The sequence below is a fragment of the Streptococcus sp. 11273D007BT genome, assembly GCF_053547195.1.
The window spans coordinates 1-14,178 of sequence record NZ_JBPWPE010000001.1 but is presented as its reverse complement, the minus strand read 5'-3'; the positions used below and the strand labels follow the sequence as shown (position 1 = coordinate 14,178).

General features: G+C 35.6%; 15 protein-coding genes. 6 read left to right on the top strand and 9 right to left on the bottom strand.

Translation table 11 applies throughout. The features are described 5' to 3' along the window. Window positions 1-4: 4 nt before the first annotated feature. From ACEE75_RS00075 to ACEE75_RS00060, 4 genes are all read right to left on the bottom strand, one after another. Complete coding sequence (locus tag ACEE75_RS00075; protein WP_024377383.1) at window positions 5-250, bottom strand: hypothetical protein; 246 nt, start codon at window positions 248-250, stop codon at window positions 5-7. A 107-nt stretch (window positions 251-357) separates the two neighbouring features. Next, the gene (locus ACEE75_RS00070; protein ID WP_024377382.1) at window positions 358-1,746 is read right to left on the bottom strand and encodes a hypothetical protein; all 1,389 of its coding nucleotides are present in this window, start codon (window positions 1,744-1,746) and stop codon (window positions 358-360) included. A 589-nt stretch (window positions 1,747-2,335) separates the two neighbouring features. Beyond that, window positions 2,336-2,944, bottom strand: coding sequence for a hypothetical protein (locus ACEE75_RS00065; RefSeq protein ID WP_024377381.1), 609 nt, complete (start codon window positions 2,942-2,944; stop codon window positions 2,336-2,338). Between the two features lie 68 nt (window positions 2,945-3,012). Next, on the bottom strand, window positions 3,013-3,978 hold the full coding sequence (locus ACEE75_RS00060; protein ID WP_449164808.1) for a hypothetical protein: 966 nt from the start codon (window positions 3,976-3,978) through the stop codon (window positions 3,013-3,015). Window positions 3,979-4,611: 633 nt separating this feature from the next. Between ACEE75_RS00060 and ACEE75_RS00055 the strand changes: the two genes are divergently transcribed. Next, a complete protein-coding gene (locus ACEE75_RS00055; protein ID WP_449164807.1) occupies window positions 4,612-5,022 on the top strand; it encodes a hypothetical protein in 411 nt (136 codons plus the stop codon). Between the two features lie 63 nt (window positions 5,023-5,085). On the opposite strand, the gene ACEE75_RS00050 is transcribed toward ACEE75_RS00055, so the two are convergent. Together ACEE75_RS00050 and ACEE75_RS00045 are read right to left on the bottom strand one after the other, a co-directional pair. Further along, entirely contained in the window at window positions 5,086-5,493 is a 408-nt protein-coding gene (locus tag ACEE75_RS00050; protein ID WP_024377378.1) for a type II toxin-antitoxin system death-on-curing family toxin, read from the bottom strand. Next, window positions 5,490-5,711 carry an AbrB/MazE/SpoVT family DNA-binding domain-containing protein gene (locus ACEE75_RS00045; RefSeq protein ID WP_024377377.1) on the bottom strand — a complete coding sequence of 74 codons (222 nt, stop codon included), beginning with the start codon at window positions 5,709-5,711 and terminating at the stop codon, window positions 5,490-5,492. Before ACEE75_RS00045 ends, ACEE75_RS00050 begins: the two co-directional genes overlap by 4 nt. A 288-nt stretch (window positions 5,712-5,999) precedes the next feature. Between ACEE75_RS00045 and ACEE75_RS00040 the strand changes: the two genes are divergently transcribed. After that, window positions 6,000-6,407: a hypothetical protein gene (locus tag ACEE75_RS00040; protein ID WP_027972652.1), complete on the top strand. Its 408-nt coding sequence runs from the start codon at window positions 6,000-6,002 to the stop codon at window positions 6,405-6,407. Between the two features lie 73 nt (window positions 6,408-6,480). Here the strand turns inward: ACEE75_RS00040 and ACEE75_RS00035 are convergent, their stop codons facing one another. Continuing rightward, window positions 6,481-6,807: a helix-turn-helix domain-containing protein gene (locus tag ACEE75_RS00035; RefSeq protein ID WP_024377375.1), complete on the bottom strand. Its 327-nt coding sequence runs from the start codon at window positions 6,805-6,807 to the stop codon at window positions 6,481-6,483. A 128-nt stretch (window positions 6,808-6,935) separates the two neighbouring features. Here ACEE75_RS00035 and ACEE75_RS00030 point away from each other — a divergent pair, with 128 nt between their 5' ends. Together ACEE75_RS00030 and ACEE75_RS00025 are read left to right on the top strand one after the other, a co-directional pair. Then, window positions 6,936-10,382, top strand: a complete 3,447-nt coding sequence (locus tag ACEE75_RS00030; protein ID WP_449164806.1) for an SEC10/PgrA surface exclusion domain-containing protein — start codon at window positions 6,936-6,938, stop codon at window positions 10,380-10,382. Window positions 10,383-10,431: 49 nt separating this feature from the next. Continuing rightward, the gene (locus tag ACEE75_RS00025) at window positions 10,432-11,346 is read left to right on the top strand and encodes a hypothetical protein (RefSeq protein WP_024377373.1); all 915 of its coding nucleotides are present in this window, start codon (window positions 10,432-10,434) and stop codon (window positions 11,344-11,346) included. A gap of 246 nt (window positions 11,347-11,592) precedes the next feature. Here ACEE75_RS00025 and rpmG read toward each other — a convergent pair whose 3' ends face one another. Beyond that, on the bottom strand, window positions 11,593-11,742 hold the full coding sequence (gene rpmG / locus ACEE75_RS00020; RefSeq protein WP_001265622.1) for a 50S ribosomal protein L33: 150 nt from the start codon (window positions 11,740-11,742) through the stop codon (window positions 11,593-11,595). A 16-nt stretch (window positions 11,743-11,758) separates the two neighbouring features. After that, window positions 11,759-11,938: a 50S ribosomal protein L32 gene (gene rpmF, locus ACEE75_RS00015; RefSeq protein ID WP_018164771.1), complete on the bottom strand. Its 180-nt coding sequence runs from the start codon at window positions 11,936-11,938 to the stop codon at window positions 11,759-11,761. Between the two features lie 258 nt (window positions 11,939-12,196). On the opposite strand from rpmF, the gene ACEE75_RS00010 reads away from it, so the two are divergent. Both ACEE75_RS00010 and ACEE75_RS00005 read left to right on the top strand, forming a co-directional pair. Then, on the top strand, window positions 12,197-13,312 hold the full coding sequence (locus ACEE75_RS00010; RefSeq protein WP_447575404.1) for a vitamin B12 independent methionine synthase: 1,116 nt from the start codon (window positions 12,197-12,199) through the stop codon (window positions 13,310-13,312). Window positions 13,313-13,388: 76 nt separating this feature from the next. After that, on the top strand, window positions 13,389-14,178 hold a 790-nt coding region (locus ACEE75_RS00005), incomplete at its 3' end, for a PTS transporter subunit EIIC (RefSeq protein ID WP_449173552.1).

The following is a 14,178-nucleotide window of genomic DNA, read 5'->3' as shown; positions in this document are numbered from 1 at the left end:
TCAACTAATTTTCCAAAAAATCAACGATATCTGAAAATTTATAATAAATTGTCCTAGTACCTTCAAATGGAGGCTCAAGACGTTTCAAACCTTTACTTTCCCATTTCTTTAATGTATTTGGTGAAATTTGCAATTCATGTAAAAGCTCTTTTTGTGTTAATAATGGAAGTTGACGGCTGGTTTGTTTCTGTAAAAGTGTCGTCAAAATTTGTAAGTTCTCTTCAATTCTATTTAATTGTATATTTTCCATCGACTTTAATCCTTTCTTGATTTTTTATTAATCTGTACTTCTCTCAGATGTTTGCATTTAATAGACATAACGATAAACTACATTTCATTTTTTACTATCTGAATTATTCAATCTTTATATTTTGGTTCTATCGTATTTTCTATTCGTTTAGTATTCAAAGCGAGCCAACGTTGTTTATAAATTTGATCAATTGATGACTTTTTCGTTCTCTTTCTACGAAAGTTATCATAAAAAACCTTTCTTTTTTCTATTGGATATTGTCGTAGATAAATTGCTTGAAAACTATTATCATTACTACTTTTTTGTGGAATATATTTTTGAGAGTTGTTCTCATCTAGAATTTGTTCCATAAATTTTAGAAGTATAAGTGTTTGCCACGTTGCCATAATTGAAAGAGGATATTCATCGTATTTTGACCTTTGCATAATTTTTGTCAGTATATTATCTATTGTACGACTTCGATTACCTCTTCCTTTCAAGTAATTTAGTTCTAAATAAAGTATTATTTCTTCATCTAGAAGTACACTTGTCACATTTTCCAATGGTTTTCTCAGTAGTTCTAAAAAAAATTGTTCAATGTAGTCATTTGGATTGGATTCAAAATATACTTTCTCAATCAATTTATCTGTATCTCTAACGGATTTTTTTATTGATTTGATTAAATTTTCATACCCGTTCTTGATTATACTTTTTAAGTATGATTGTATATGCTCAGCACTTAATTCAAATAGTTCGTTTGTGCCGAGGAATTTTTTGACATTTGATTTTTTTAATGTTATTTCAAATCTATATAATCTGAAACCATGATCTACATTTTCTTCCAAATATCCATCTTTTTCGCACTTAGCAGTTTTATCATATGTGACAAAAGTCAAATTGTATCCTTCTTTGCTACTTAGAATATGATGATCTAATGTCGAATCAAGTATTGGATATGTTTGTTTGTCTGGCTGTTGATGTGAAGATAGGCATCTGTGAAATAATAGTCGTGTGAATAAATTTATTCTATTTTTTGAAGAAAAAGTAAAAGCTAATTCAATAGAATTTATTATTACCTCATTATTCGAATAGAGTTTTATGCTGATACCAGTTTTTAATTCAATTATTTTTAGAGAATTAAATAATCGTTCCTTTATTTCCTCGATATTTGAAGTCTTAATATTTATTGAACCATTGATTAGTTCAAAATTACATTGACACGTTCCACTAGTATTTATATTATTACCAGCTATTATGATTTTTCCGATTTCAAATTCTTTGATTGTAATATTATTTACTTTACCTTGAATAAAATAAGTACTATTAATCATTATGTTTTTTGGATATTTTTTTCTATATACATTTAATATTTTTTTATCAACGAATACTTCAGCTTCAAAAATTAATGTTATTTTATCGATTCCTACTGTCATTGCGTTATCTTTAAAATTTGCTGCTATAATCTCATACGTTTCTATATTTTTTTCTTTATTATTTTTGGATAAATTATTTGTCATTTTTACTCCTTTTTTTGTTACAAAAATTATGCCACATTGAGAGTTCAAAACCGTATAATTTTTTCAAAAAATCAAGATTTTATTTTTTTCTCCTCAAAAGTTATTCTCGAATGGTCGTATGTGTCGAAGTTTTCAATAATTGCATTAAAGCAAAAGAGGACTATATAATGGATTGTTGGTGTATGATATTCCATAAATATAAATGCTGACGAAAAAGAAAATACAGGAGTTTATCCTAGTATTTTCTCAGTTATTTATGTTATATATTTACAGTTCTGGCCAAATAATTTTTGATAATATTCCAATATCCTACAAACTATGATAATTACTTTAGAGATCTATTATTCTCCTCTTTTGATGAAGAGAATAATTTCTAAGAAGGCTGTTGTCATAAGGTTTATCTATTTTTTTGTTTAAATAGAATATTTAAAATACGTACTAGCGCATACAATTTATTAATGTTACATTTGATAGTAGTTGATGGTTCTTATGTATATTTAATAAATGAGTTAACATTAAGCTCCTTAACTAATACAAAAAAGAGAATGCTTCAAAATTTTTGACTCATCCTCTTTTTTTCTTTCTTTATTTATTCGTTCTCAATTACAATATCTTCTGCAATCAATGTTTCAAAATTAACTATTTCCCCCTCAATATCTTTTTCAGTTGAAATTGGTAAAGCATAAATACATACTTTGTCACCAACACTTAAATTTATATCATTTACACGCATCTTCTTGCTATACTGAATTTTTACTACATTCTCATTTTCATCTTTAACTGTAACTTCAATCCAGATGGAATTGTAATTTACTGATCTGTTAAGAACAGTTCCATAAACAAAAAACTTTGCAAAATGCTTTGGGAATGCAAATCCATTCGACTTTGATAGGTTGAAATAATTTGATATTTCCGTTTGCACTACAGTTAGATTATCAGCAAAATAATGTTGATTCTTAAATTTATTCGAATTAATAACATTGTTCAAATGTCCTTCGATGTAAACATTCGTACCTTTAATTGGATATAAAATATTTGGATCATATCTGAGTGTTAAATATGTATGTTTACGACCTGCACCATTTCGAATGAATAAGATAAATGATGGTGTGCTATCTTTATCGTTAATTTCAATAATTTTTCCTCTTGCGAAAATAGTGTTTCGGTTTATGTTTTGTAGATTATTTTGATTCCTCATATTATGTCCTCCATTACTTCAATATTCTACAAATACATTATGTCAGAAACGATAAATCAAAAAAATTGTTACAAAATGTAATTAGTTACCGTAACAGATAAACGCCAATGTGAGAGGTTTAAAACAGATACAGCCATGAGGGCTAGACGATTATACACAATTGGCATTCCTGAAGCTAGGGCTTTAGATTTGTTTGACCCACGAAGAACATAAGCTTCATCACGTAAGTCATAAATGAAATTTCTACGCTGTCTTTCGTACTGTCGTGTTGATTCATTTTTAAATTTTTGATGCCCTTCTTCCCATTTTTTTATCAATAAATTTGAAAGCGCCTGTCTCAGTTGAGGATTTTCCTGAATTTTCTCAAGGTAAAAGAAGTAGCTATCGCGTGCATGTTGTGCGCGTAATGCATGTAAATTAATCTGATTATTCATCTCTTCTTTCGTAAATACAGGCTTGTTATCTTCAATTCCTGCGAATGTTCGACGAACGAGCTCGATGTCTTTTGGCAATATATATTGCATCTGCTTCTTGCCGCCCTTACCTCGCTTTACAAGGACATAGCAATTTCCAAACTCATCTTGTTTCAAATCTGAACCAGTTAGGTTTTTGAGTTCGTTACGACGAATACCAACTACTTTTTGAAAATCAATAAGCCGAGAGAAGAGAGAGTTCAATTCCTGTCTTTTCCCTTGTTTATTAGACTCGAGTTGTCGTCCCCGTACAATTTTATCGCTTGTTCTCTTTTGTTTTTTGATACGGTTTAGATTGATTCCTGCTGCCTTTGCAATTGGTGCAAGGTAGGTATGAATAGTTGCTGCGGTATATTGCTTTGGATCTTGTTGAAGATCATCATGATATTTTTGAAGAACTTCTTCTGTAATATCAGAAATTTTCTTTATTCCATTAACCTTAGCCCATTTAGAAAAACGAGTAGCAGAACGTTTATATGATGTGCGAGATGTATTGTTTGTAACATTTTTTGTTGCTGCGACGAAAATGTCGTGTTTTAATGAATTTTTATTTCGTGGCATTTCTTTCTCCTTTCTTTCCTAAAATGCATATTATTGTTAAACTGCCTCCCACCCTTTTTGCCTGAGCTGGGTATGCTCCTGAAAATACACGCTGAGGCTGCCGATTAGGACTAACGTTTTATGTAAGATTCAGTAATCACCGTCTCTTTTCTTAGTATTTTCAAATGTCATTGATCTGGTTATTTCTAAAAACTAAAAACTACTATTAACTTTTACTAAACATCTTTTTCTGTACTATATTTTCTAATAAATGGTTATTCTGTACGTCATTTCATTCCGCAGAATAACCATTTACTTCATTCCTTTTTCGCTCTCTTTTCCTGGTCAATGACACCCAAAGAAAGAGAAGACCATCTCATTCGAAATCTATTTTTCACCGAGCCCAGTGTTCGTCTTCAAATGATACAGCATTCCACCTCCAATCTCTATTACATCAATTTTTTCAATATTATTATGTCGCTTTTTCAAAAAAATAAAAAAACGAAAAACATTTTTCGCTTACAAGAATACTCAACACGATTTTTTGAATTTATAAAAAGTGGCATAATAATTATGAATCAGATTGGAGGTGTGTCTATGGAATAAAATACTTTCTAAACACAGAACAAAATAAAAGGAAAGGAGTGGGGGACTATGATTGATGATGTTCTAATGGAAAAGATAGTATCAATTATTGTTGGTATTGAGATGAAGTGTAAGAAAATCCTACTATCAAGGGGCCATTTTATCGATATAGTCAGTGATTATTATTATCCTGAAGAAGATTTTGCACTTATTTCTTTCTCACGAAATAATGATAAGTTGACTATTCGACTTGAGAATCAACAATGTTTTGTTACGCTAGAAAATGCAATATTTACAGTGACTTCAGAAATAATTGAAGAAGATATTGAAATTCAGATTAAAATTTTGATTAAGCAGGCTATTCTTGGAAAATGGAAAATGTTTATGAATGATGTAAAGAATAGTTCATTATTGGAAGCTATTCAAAATCATAGATTCGATGATTATTCTACTGGACCCGATACTGTTATAGACTTCTAAATATCTAAGCGATCAATTAAAATAGAAAAGTGGTTATCGACCAAATAGGTGATAACCACTTTTTTATTTTTTATACACTCGATTTTCTTCTTTCAAAAACTGGATAATCCTATCTTTTAATTCCTCGAAGTCACCTTGAAACGTAGCAATTTCAATCGTCTTTTCCAGTCCATCGTTTAAGGAAAGATTGGATTGATATCCATTCGTTGCTAGAAACATATGTAAAGCTAGCACGGCAGTTCGCTTGTTAGCATTCTTGAAAGGATGTTTCTTAATTAGGTTTATCCAGATAATGGCAGCCTTACTATAAATGTCGGGATAAAGTACTTTTCCAAAAATCTCTTGTTTTGGCTGCTCAACAATCATCTGCAGGCTGTTTGGATCAGCTATCCCAACGGGCTCCTTTGGGGAATATTTTCCAATAACCATAACATTGATTTTGATAATGTCTTCAGCGGATAGGTATTTCATTTATCTACCAGCTCTTTCAATAATTCATCGTATTGGCTCATAGCTTTTTCTAACTCTTTGTCAAAGTCAAATGTTGGCTCAGCTTTACGAATAATGACATTATTTCCTGAAGTGACGAATTCGATTTCTTCACCAATTTCAGCACCAAGTGCTTCTTTAATAGCGTTTGGGATAGTGATAACAGTGCTGTTACCTGTTTTGCGTAATAAAACATTCATCGGATATACCTCCTGTATTTGTAAATACATTATACAAGATATATACCAAAATTAAAAGTAAATATTTTAACAGGGTCTGTTTGATTTCAGACATTTTCGCAATTTTTTGGTATAATGCAATAAATTAGTAAAAAACTTGGTAAAAGAAGTAGTAAAATAATTGGTATTTCAATATGGAAGATTATCAACCATTTTCGGGTTGTTGATCGAACTATATTTTTTATGTTGTAATTAGCTACTTGTTTTACTTTCGTTATTCGTAAAAGAAGAATATTTCAGAAACGATCAATGACTGAAAACATCAATCCTCTAACTTTGCAGAATAGACTGCAAAGACTGGAGATGGTAGCTATCAGGAAAATTGGTCGTTTTTTTTCGTCCAATAATTATTGTGAATTCTTAGGAAAGGACGGTGTTTTGTTGAATAGTGAAGAATTAACAAAATTTTTGTTAGACAAGACAGAGGAAGATTTAAGACTGATCTATCATTTTGGTCTGGAAGAGGGATGTACAGATAAAGAAAAAGTGGCGTTTGTACGAGGGAGGATAAGAGGATATTGTAGCGCAGTTTTTGCTTTGCTATTAAAACTTCGTTCATCTCAACATGACGTTAATGTTTCAGATGTTATACATGACCTTATCAAACTACGGGAACATGCTGAAAAAAAGATAGAAGAATACCTATCAAATAAGTAGAGAGATTTTGAAGCATACAAAAAGACCCATCTCTTAAATCAAGAATTAGGCCTATGAAAATTTATCAATGAGTCTATTTCAACGTTTTGATTAGCTGGCTTACTGCCAAGATAACATCATCTCGCTTGCCTTTTGGAAGTTCGGTTAACATCATAATCAATTCGTCCATATTTTCATCTTTGCTTATCTGCATATCAAAAAATGTTGGAACGTCAACTTCCAATGCATCGATGATCTTGTGGAGCGTGTTTATAGTGATGTTGCTCTCTTTTGTTTCAAGTTTATTAATGTAATTAAAACCCAATTCAGCTCGGGCTTCAAGTTCTGTTTGAGTGAGTCCAGCCTGGAGTCGCAGTGTTTTGATTCTTTTAGCAATGAATTTTTGTAGATTGTTTGTCATAACACTATCTTACCTATTATTAGAATAAAAAAACTGATATATATAACTGAAATAGCTTATAAAGTGTTGTTTATGACTGATATAAATGATAAAATAGTAATAAAAAATTGGGAGATAATAAGTGTAATATGAAAAAAGAAAATAAGTTTCAATCACACGGTTCAATTCGCAAGCTTAAAGCTTATGGTGCGGTCGGGGTCCTGTCTATTGGAATGATGACTACTGTAGGCGCAGTGAGTGCGAAAGCAGAAGAGGTTGCAGGGGCAGCTATTGTCGCAACTACCACAACTTCGACCGAGGTAGCACAAGGGCAGGTTGATCAAGCACAAGCTCAAGTGGACACGAGCAAGGAAGCTCTTAATCAAGCAACAGCAAATGTTGCAACTGCAGAGCAGGCTGTTTCAGCAGCTGAAGCAACTTACACTACTGCAACAGGTGCAGTCAACGACAAGCAAGCAGAGATTTCCACTGCCCAGGAGCAAGTGGTCAGCAACCCAACTGTCGCACAAGCACAGGAACAAGTGGATACTGCATCTCAAACTGTTACTACTACACAAAACGAAATCAAAGAAACACAGGCAGATGTGTCAAATCTTGAAAATCAAGTGTCTGCCAACGAAACAGCTGTAGCTAACGCCGAAACCCAAGTATCTAATGCTGAAACTGCAAAAGCACAAGCCGACAAGCAACTAGCGCAAGATGTAGCGGATGAAAAAACTGCCCAAGATGCAGTAGCAAGTGCACAAGCTGATGTCAACACTGCTAAAGCGGTCGTAGCAGAGAAAGAAACAGCTGTGACGACAGCCACTCAAGAAGTAACTACAAAAGAAGGCGAAGTATCCACCGCTGAAACCAAATTTGCAGAAGCACAAGCTGCTGATGCCAAACGCCAGGCAGACATCAACACTGCTCAATCAGAAGTTAATGCTACACAAGTGAACGTGAACAATGCTCAAACTCAATTGGACAATGCTAACGCCAACTTAACAACTGTTGAAAGCAACATCTCAACAGCTCAAACTGAGTTGGATAAGGCGAACTTGGCACTCGGTTCTATCTTCACAGTGCAACTGTCAGATACTTATAAAGAAAACTTAGTTAAGTTCTACGAAGCCCGCTACATCACTAAAGATACAACTGAGATGAATCGTATCTGGGCTATTCTTGAAACAGAATCAAGAAGATTGCTAATGGAGATGTCTTCAGCAAAAACGCTAAGAAAATTGACAAGCTCATTGAACGCTATCGAATCAAACACGCGTGTCATCACATCAACAGATGGAAGTGGTTTGAATGTTTTGACAGACGCGGATCGTTTGGAATTAGCTCAATTCGCCCAAACCACTATCAATGATTTGCGTTCTCAAATGGGTATTACTTCTCAAGCACTCATCTCAACTGGGTCAATGGATATTGCAGATATGATTGCTAAAGCGTATCTGGCGGATGACTGGGATTCTTCCAGAGGGCACGACATTCCTGCCATTACTCGCGTGAAGGATCAAACAGGGCAAGCTTTGGATGAAGATTTTTCTCCAATTACTCACACCTACGATTCATCCGCTTATACAATGACTGACTTGAAGATTGAGATTGCAGCTTCTATCCGAGACATGATGCTATATGATTATACATCTTCACAGCACTTTGGACATGCTATTTCTCTGTTGAACTTGGATTCTAAATACTACGATGCGGACAAGGCTAATCAATATTTTGGTTTGTCGGGTTACACAGGAACCAAGAACTCAGGCTATTTGCTTGAATTCACAGACCGTGGGACAAAAGCAGAATATGGCGGAACGCCAATTGCTAACCCAATCTCTAAAGAGACTCTTCAAGCAGCTGTTACAAGTGCTGAGAACAAACTAGCAACTGCTCAAGCAAAATTAGCTCCTGCCCAGCAAGCTGTAACAAGCGCTACAAACAAACTACAAGCAGCACAAGGTACCTTGAAGTTAGCACAGGATAAACTGGCTAAAGCAAAAGCAGTGCCTGTCCAAACACCAGCCGCGCAAAAAGCATTGGATACTGCTAAAGCTAATTTGGCAACTGCCCAAGCAAAACTTGCTACTGCTAAAACAGAGCTTGCGAACGCTAAATCAGACCTTGCTAAAAAAGAAGAAGTTTTGACATCAGCTCAAAATACCCTTCGATTAGCACAAAACGATGTAGCAACAAGTCGAGCAAATGTAGAAACAAATCTCACGAATGCACAAAACACATTGTCAGCTTCACAAAAAGCATTGGCAGATGAGAAAGCAACTTTGACAGGCTTGCAGTCTGCATTAACTACTGCTCAAAACCAATTGAAAGCTGCTAAGACTACGCTTGCAACTGTGCAAGGTTATGCCAACAAGCTGAATCAATTGAAAGCTGAGTTAGAACCATTGCTTACAGAACAAGCAGCTGCTAAAGATGTCTTGGACAATGCAAAAGCTAAATTGGCAACTGTGACTCTCGAAAAATCCGTTGCACAAGCTAACTACGAAAAAGCTGTCGCTGAATTGAAAACAGTTCAAGCTCAGCACGATGCTTACCAGGCTTATCTGGCAGCAAAAGCTGAAGCTGATCGTTTGGAAGCGGAACGCATTGAGGCAGAGCGTAAGGCAGAAGAAGCTCGTATCAAAGCTGAACAGGATGCTAAAGCCAAAGCTGAAGCAGAAAAATTGGCGAATGAAGCCAAGGCTAAAGCAGAGGCAGAACGTCTTGCGAAGGAAGCTGCTGAAAAAGCTCGTTTAGAAGCTGAGAAAAAAGCACAAGAAGAGGCTGAGGCTAAGGCAAAGGCTGAAGAGGAAGCTCGCATTAAAGCGGAGCAAGAGGCACAAGCCAAAGCAGAAGCAGAGCGCCTTGCTAAAGAACAAGCGGAGAAAGCTCGTTTAGAAGAAGAGGCAGCCCGCCTAGAAGCGGAACGCCTAGCTAACGAGGCTAAGGCAAAAGCAGAGGCAGAGCGCCTAGTCAAAGAAGCTGCAGAAAAAGCTCGTTTAGAAGCTGAGAAAAAAGCACAAGAAGAGGCTGATGCCAAAGCTAAAGCTGAGGAAGAGGCTCGTTTGGAGGCAGAACGTAAGCGTGCTGAGGAGGAAGCTAAAAACAATGCGAATAACAATATGAATAATGGTGGAACAGTTCCAAGTGTTCCGGCTGAGCCAAGCAAGCCAGTTGAACCTGAAATACCAGTTGCTCCAGTTACACCGCTCGAACCGACTACTCCCTCTGAAACACCTGAAGAAGAGTTGATTACATACAAAGGCGAACCTGCTTATCATGAATTGCCTGCGTATGATATTGATGCATTGATGAGGGAACTTGATACAGAAAAAGTTTCTGATAAATATGAAGCACAGTCGCCAAAAGTTCAAACAAATATACTTTCAAAGGCTGATAAAACAGCAGTAAGAGAAGTACAAAATACCAATACTGTTCTGCAAAATTCAGCTGAAAAACCTGTTTATTCACGTGTGGAACGTGCAAAAACGTTACCAAGTACAGGCCAGATAAATAGTTCAATTTTTCAAATAGTAGGAATAGGGCTAGCAAGTCTTGGATTAGTTGTTAAAAGAAAAAAGTATAAATAATATTTTCTTGAAATGGGAGCATCATTAATAGAAAATTTTGGAGGATTAAATGAAAATACTATTTAGTAATTTAAAAGAAAGTGGAACGAAATTAGATAAGATATTACAAGCGCTCGTGCTTAGTCAAATACTTCTCATTATAGCTACGTTTTTTGATGTAATGTATGATGCTACTTTCCAAATTGGAAATCTGAACATCTACGGAAAAGCAGAAGTAGCTCCATTCTTATTAATTTGTACACTCATAGAAATTTGTGCGTTGATTAGTCGAAATGAAAAGATTTTTATTCCCTTACGATTTTTAAATACCATTTTAATTTTTAATATTCTTTCATACATTTCGACTGATGTTATCGAATCTGAGCAAAGTGCTGCTTTTGCAAATGGCATAGGAAACTTTGCTTCTTCAGTAATGTCATTTTTTACGTTTGGTCTATTTGAAATGCCGACAGATTTAGCACAATCAAGTAAACTGCTGTTTGGGTATCATTTTATTCGATTGGCACTTTTGTTATGTTCAATAATCTTTATTCTTTATTTGTACATTCGTTTTATTAAAAAAGAAGAGTTAGTCCAGACAAACAACTTTGATTTCCATAAACTACTAGAACTATATTCTAAAAATAAACTATTAGTGATTGCGACTGTGTTGTTGGTAATTTCACAATTGTTACCATTCAATATAATGAACAAATCTTTACTTCCAACACCAGCTTTTGCAGACCATCCAATTTTTTCATCAATAATATGTATTGTTGCATTTTTACTATTATCAAATTTATTACATGATAATATAAACAATATAAAACGCTATGCAATTATTGAAATTGCTTCAATACTAATTTGGAATCCATTTTATGTTTATAAATTCGGAACACCTGGAGTTGGTTATCTAGTTTATCTGGTTGGATTGGGAATGTTAGCTTATTCTATTTTCGGAGCAAAGTTGAAAACTGTTAGTTGATGGAAGCTGTAATCTTGTATTGAACAATCAAATGACAGCAACTTCGAAGAAATTAAATACAACAAAAGAGCACCTCATTCGAAGTGCTCTTTTTAATATCTGCATGTTCTACTTTATTTTATTATCTAAAAATGTAGAGAAAAATGTAGAGATTCAATTGAATTGTACTGCAATGTAATGAAATTCACAATTTCAAAAATCGCATAAAATCAAGGTTTCTACCGTCTATTGACGTGTAGTGAATCCCTATTTCACCTCAGTAAACACAACGTGCTTACGCAATTTTGGTGAGTATTTTTTCAATTGAAGACGGTCTGGAGTGTTACGTTTGTTTTTTGAAGTAAGGTACAAGCGTTCACCAGATTCTTTGTGTTCAAGTGTAATATTTACGCGCATGGTATCTCCCTTCTAATTATTTAGCTTCAGCTTTAGCAATTTTACGTCCTTTGTAGTATCCTTTAAGTGATACACGGTGTGAACGTGAGTAATCTCCAGTAGTTTCGTCAAATTGTACTGATGGAGCAGTCAATTTGTAGTGTGTACGACGTTTGTTTTTCTTCGCTTTTGAAGTGTGACGTGCAGGTACTGCCATTTTCTTTATTTCCTTTCAAATGTATGTTTCGGCTTTTGCCAACTTTAACAGTATAACAAATCTTTTTTGTAAAGTAAAGTTACTTGACAAATTTTTTCTTTTTTTTAGGAAAAGGCAGAGCACACTATTTGTTTTATCAAAACAAAGCGTTTTCATAGTCTAAAACTATAACAAACCATAGCAAATATATATTTTACAGCCATATCTTTTCGCGTTACAATAGGGGCAATTGATTTCGCAATATAAGGAGTAAGACAGATGACAAAAACGCAATTTCATTTTGACCATGTTGGTAGCTATCTTCGCCCACAAGCTTTAAAAGAGGCACGTGAGCAGTTTGCTAAAGGAGATATCTCAAAAGAGGAACTTCTAGCCGTTCAAGATAAATTGGTAAAAGAGTTGGTGCATCACGAGGTTGAAAATGGCCTTGAGGTTGTTTCTGATGGCGAGTTTGGACGTTCATGGTGGCACCTAGACTTCCTTTGGGAGTTGACTGGTTTTGAAGCCTACCTTCAAGAAGACTCTTATAAGTTCCATGGCGCTAAGACGCGTACGACCAATGTCCGCCTTAATGGTAAGGTTGCAGAGAACCCAAACCACCCATTTTACCGTGACTTTGAGTATCTCAAGTCAATCACACCTGAAGGGGTAACTCCTAAGGTAACCATTCCAAGTCCATCCTTGGTCATTAACCGCGATCATCGTAGTGATTTGTATGCTGATTATTATGATAGCTGGACAGATTTTCTTGATGGTCTAGCACAGGCTTATCAAGACACCATCAAGCATTTTTATGACTTAGGAGCGCGTTATGTGCAACTAGATGATACAACTTGGGCTTATTTGATTCAACAACTAGAAGACCACAAAGATCAGCCAGAGGAGCGTCGTGTCTTTGAAAAGATTGCAGAAGATGACGTTTATGTGATCAATAAGGTGTTAGATGGGCTGCCAGAAGATCTTACAGTCGCAACACACGTTTGTCGTGGGAACTTTAAGTCAACTTATCTTTTTGAAGGTGGCTATCATACCATTTCAAAATATCTTGGTCAACTCAACTATGACATTTTCTTCCTTGAGTATGACGATGAGCGTTCAGGAGACTTTGCTCCGCTAGTAGATATCTGGAATGGTCGTGAGAATGTTGAGCTGGTTCTTGGCGTTATCACCTCAAAAGATCCTCAACTAGAGGATGTTGATGCGATTGTGGCACGTATTCAAGAAGCAGCACAGCTTGTTCCTCTAAAAAATCTTGGTATCTCAACACAGTGTGGCTTTGCCTCAACTGAGGAAGGCAATATCTTGACAGAAGAAGATGAGTGGAAAAAATTACGTTTAATCAAGACTATTACAGATAAAGTCTGGACATCATAAGAAAGGGGCAGGACAGGCTCGGCTTGTTAAGGTTGAACCTGCTCTGCTTTTTGACTAGGAAGGAAAAAAGTAGGATATGGATTATAAAGGGTTAGCACAGGAGATTTTAAAGCAAGTAGGAGGAGAGGAAAATGTTTCTGATCTTACCCACTGTGCGACACGGTTACGTTTTCGTCTAGTTGACGAAAAAAAGGCTAATGACACGGCAGTAGAAGCATTAGAGGGGGTACTTGGCTTAACAAAAAGCGGTGGGCAGTATCAAGTGGTGATTGGCAATGATGTTCCCCATGTTTATGCAGCCTTAGTTGACAATCTTTCTGACCAGTCTGTGCGTTCGACAGAGGTGAAACAGGGACCTCTACAAACGCTTCTGGCTGTGATTTCAGGCATTTTCACCCCAATCTTACCTGTCATTACAGCAGCTGGGATGATTAAGGCGGTCCTATCCCTGTTAACGGTCTTTGGTGTGGTGACGGCAGATGATGTCAACTATCAGATTTTAAATTTTATCGGTGATGCTGGTTTTTATTTTCTGCCCATCTTTCTAGGGGCTTCGGCTGCTCGCCAATTTAAAACTAACCCTCAGTTAGGGATGTTGATGGGGGCTATCTTACTCCATCCGACCTTTACCCTGATGGTGACGACAGCTAAGGAAGCTGGAAAGAGCTTGAGTTTCTTCTCACTACCTTTGACTCTAGCTTCTTACTCTTCTACGGTCATTCCAGTAATTTTAGCCGTCTGGTTTATGAGCTATGTGGAGCGTTTTGCGGATAAGGTATCGCCTAAGGCAGTCAAGTTTTTCTTGGTACCGATGGTAACAACCTTAATCACTGCGCTTGTGACCCTCTTGGTTCTTGGTCCGATTG

Coding starts and splice junctions, on each gene's coding strand:
- ACEE75_RS00075 (WP_024377383.1), bottom strand. CDS start 250: ATGGAAAATATACAATTAAATAGAATTGAAGAGAACTTACAAATTTTG.
- ACEE75_RS00040 (WP_027972652.1), top strand. CDS start 6,000: ATGACTGAAAACATCAATCCTCTAACTTTGCAGAATAGACTGCAAAGA.
- ACEE75_RS00010 (WP_447575404.1), top strand. CDS start 12,197: ATGACAAAAACGCAATTTCATTTTGACCATGTTGGTAGCTATCTTCGC.
- ACEE75_RS00060 (WP_449164808.1), bottom strand. CDS start 3,978: ATGCCACGAAATAAAAATTCATTAAAACACGACATTTTCGTCGCAGCA.
- ACEE75_RS00030 (WP_449164806.1), top strand. CDS start 6,936: ATGAAAAAAGAAAATAAGTTTCAATCACACGGTTCAATTCGCAAGCTT.
- ACEE75_RS00045 (WP_024377377.1), bottom strand. CDS start 5,711: ATGAATGTTTTATTACGCAAAACAGGTAACAGCACTGTTATCACTATC.
- ACEE75_RS00065 (WP_024377381.1), bottom strand. CDS start 2,944: ATGAGGAATCAAAATAATCTACAAAACATAAACCGAAACACTATTTTC.
- rpmG (WP_001265622.1), bottom strand. CDS start 11,742: ATGCGCGTAAATATTACACTTGAACACAAAGAATCTGGTGAACGCTTG.
- ACEE75_RS00070 (WP_024377382.1), bottom strand. CDS start 1,746: ATGACAAATAATTTATCCAAAAATAATAAAGAAAAAAATATAGAAACG.
- rpmF (WP_018164771.1), bottom strand. CDS start 11,938: ATGGCAGTACCTGCACGTCACACTTCAAAAGCGAAGAAAAACAAACGT.
- ACEE75_RS00050 (WP_024377378.1), bottom strand. CDS start 5,493: ATGAAATACCTATCCGCTGAAGACATTATCAAAATCAATGTTATGGTT.
- ACEE75_RS00025 (WP_024377373.1), top strand. CDS start 10,432: ATGAAAATACTATTTAGTAATTTAAAAGAAAGTGGAACGAAATTAGAT.
- ACEE75_RS00055 (WP_449164807.1), top strand. CDS start 4,612: ATGATTGATGATGTTCTAATGGAAAAGATAGTATCAATTATTGTTGGT.
- ACEE75_RS00035 (WP_024377375.1), bottom strand. CDS start 6,807: ATGACAAACAATCTACAAAAATTCATTGCTAAAAGAATCAAAACACTG.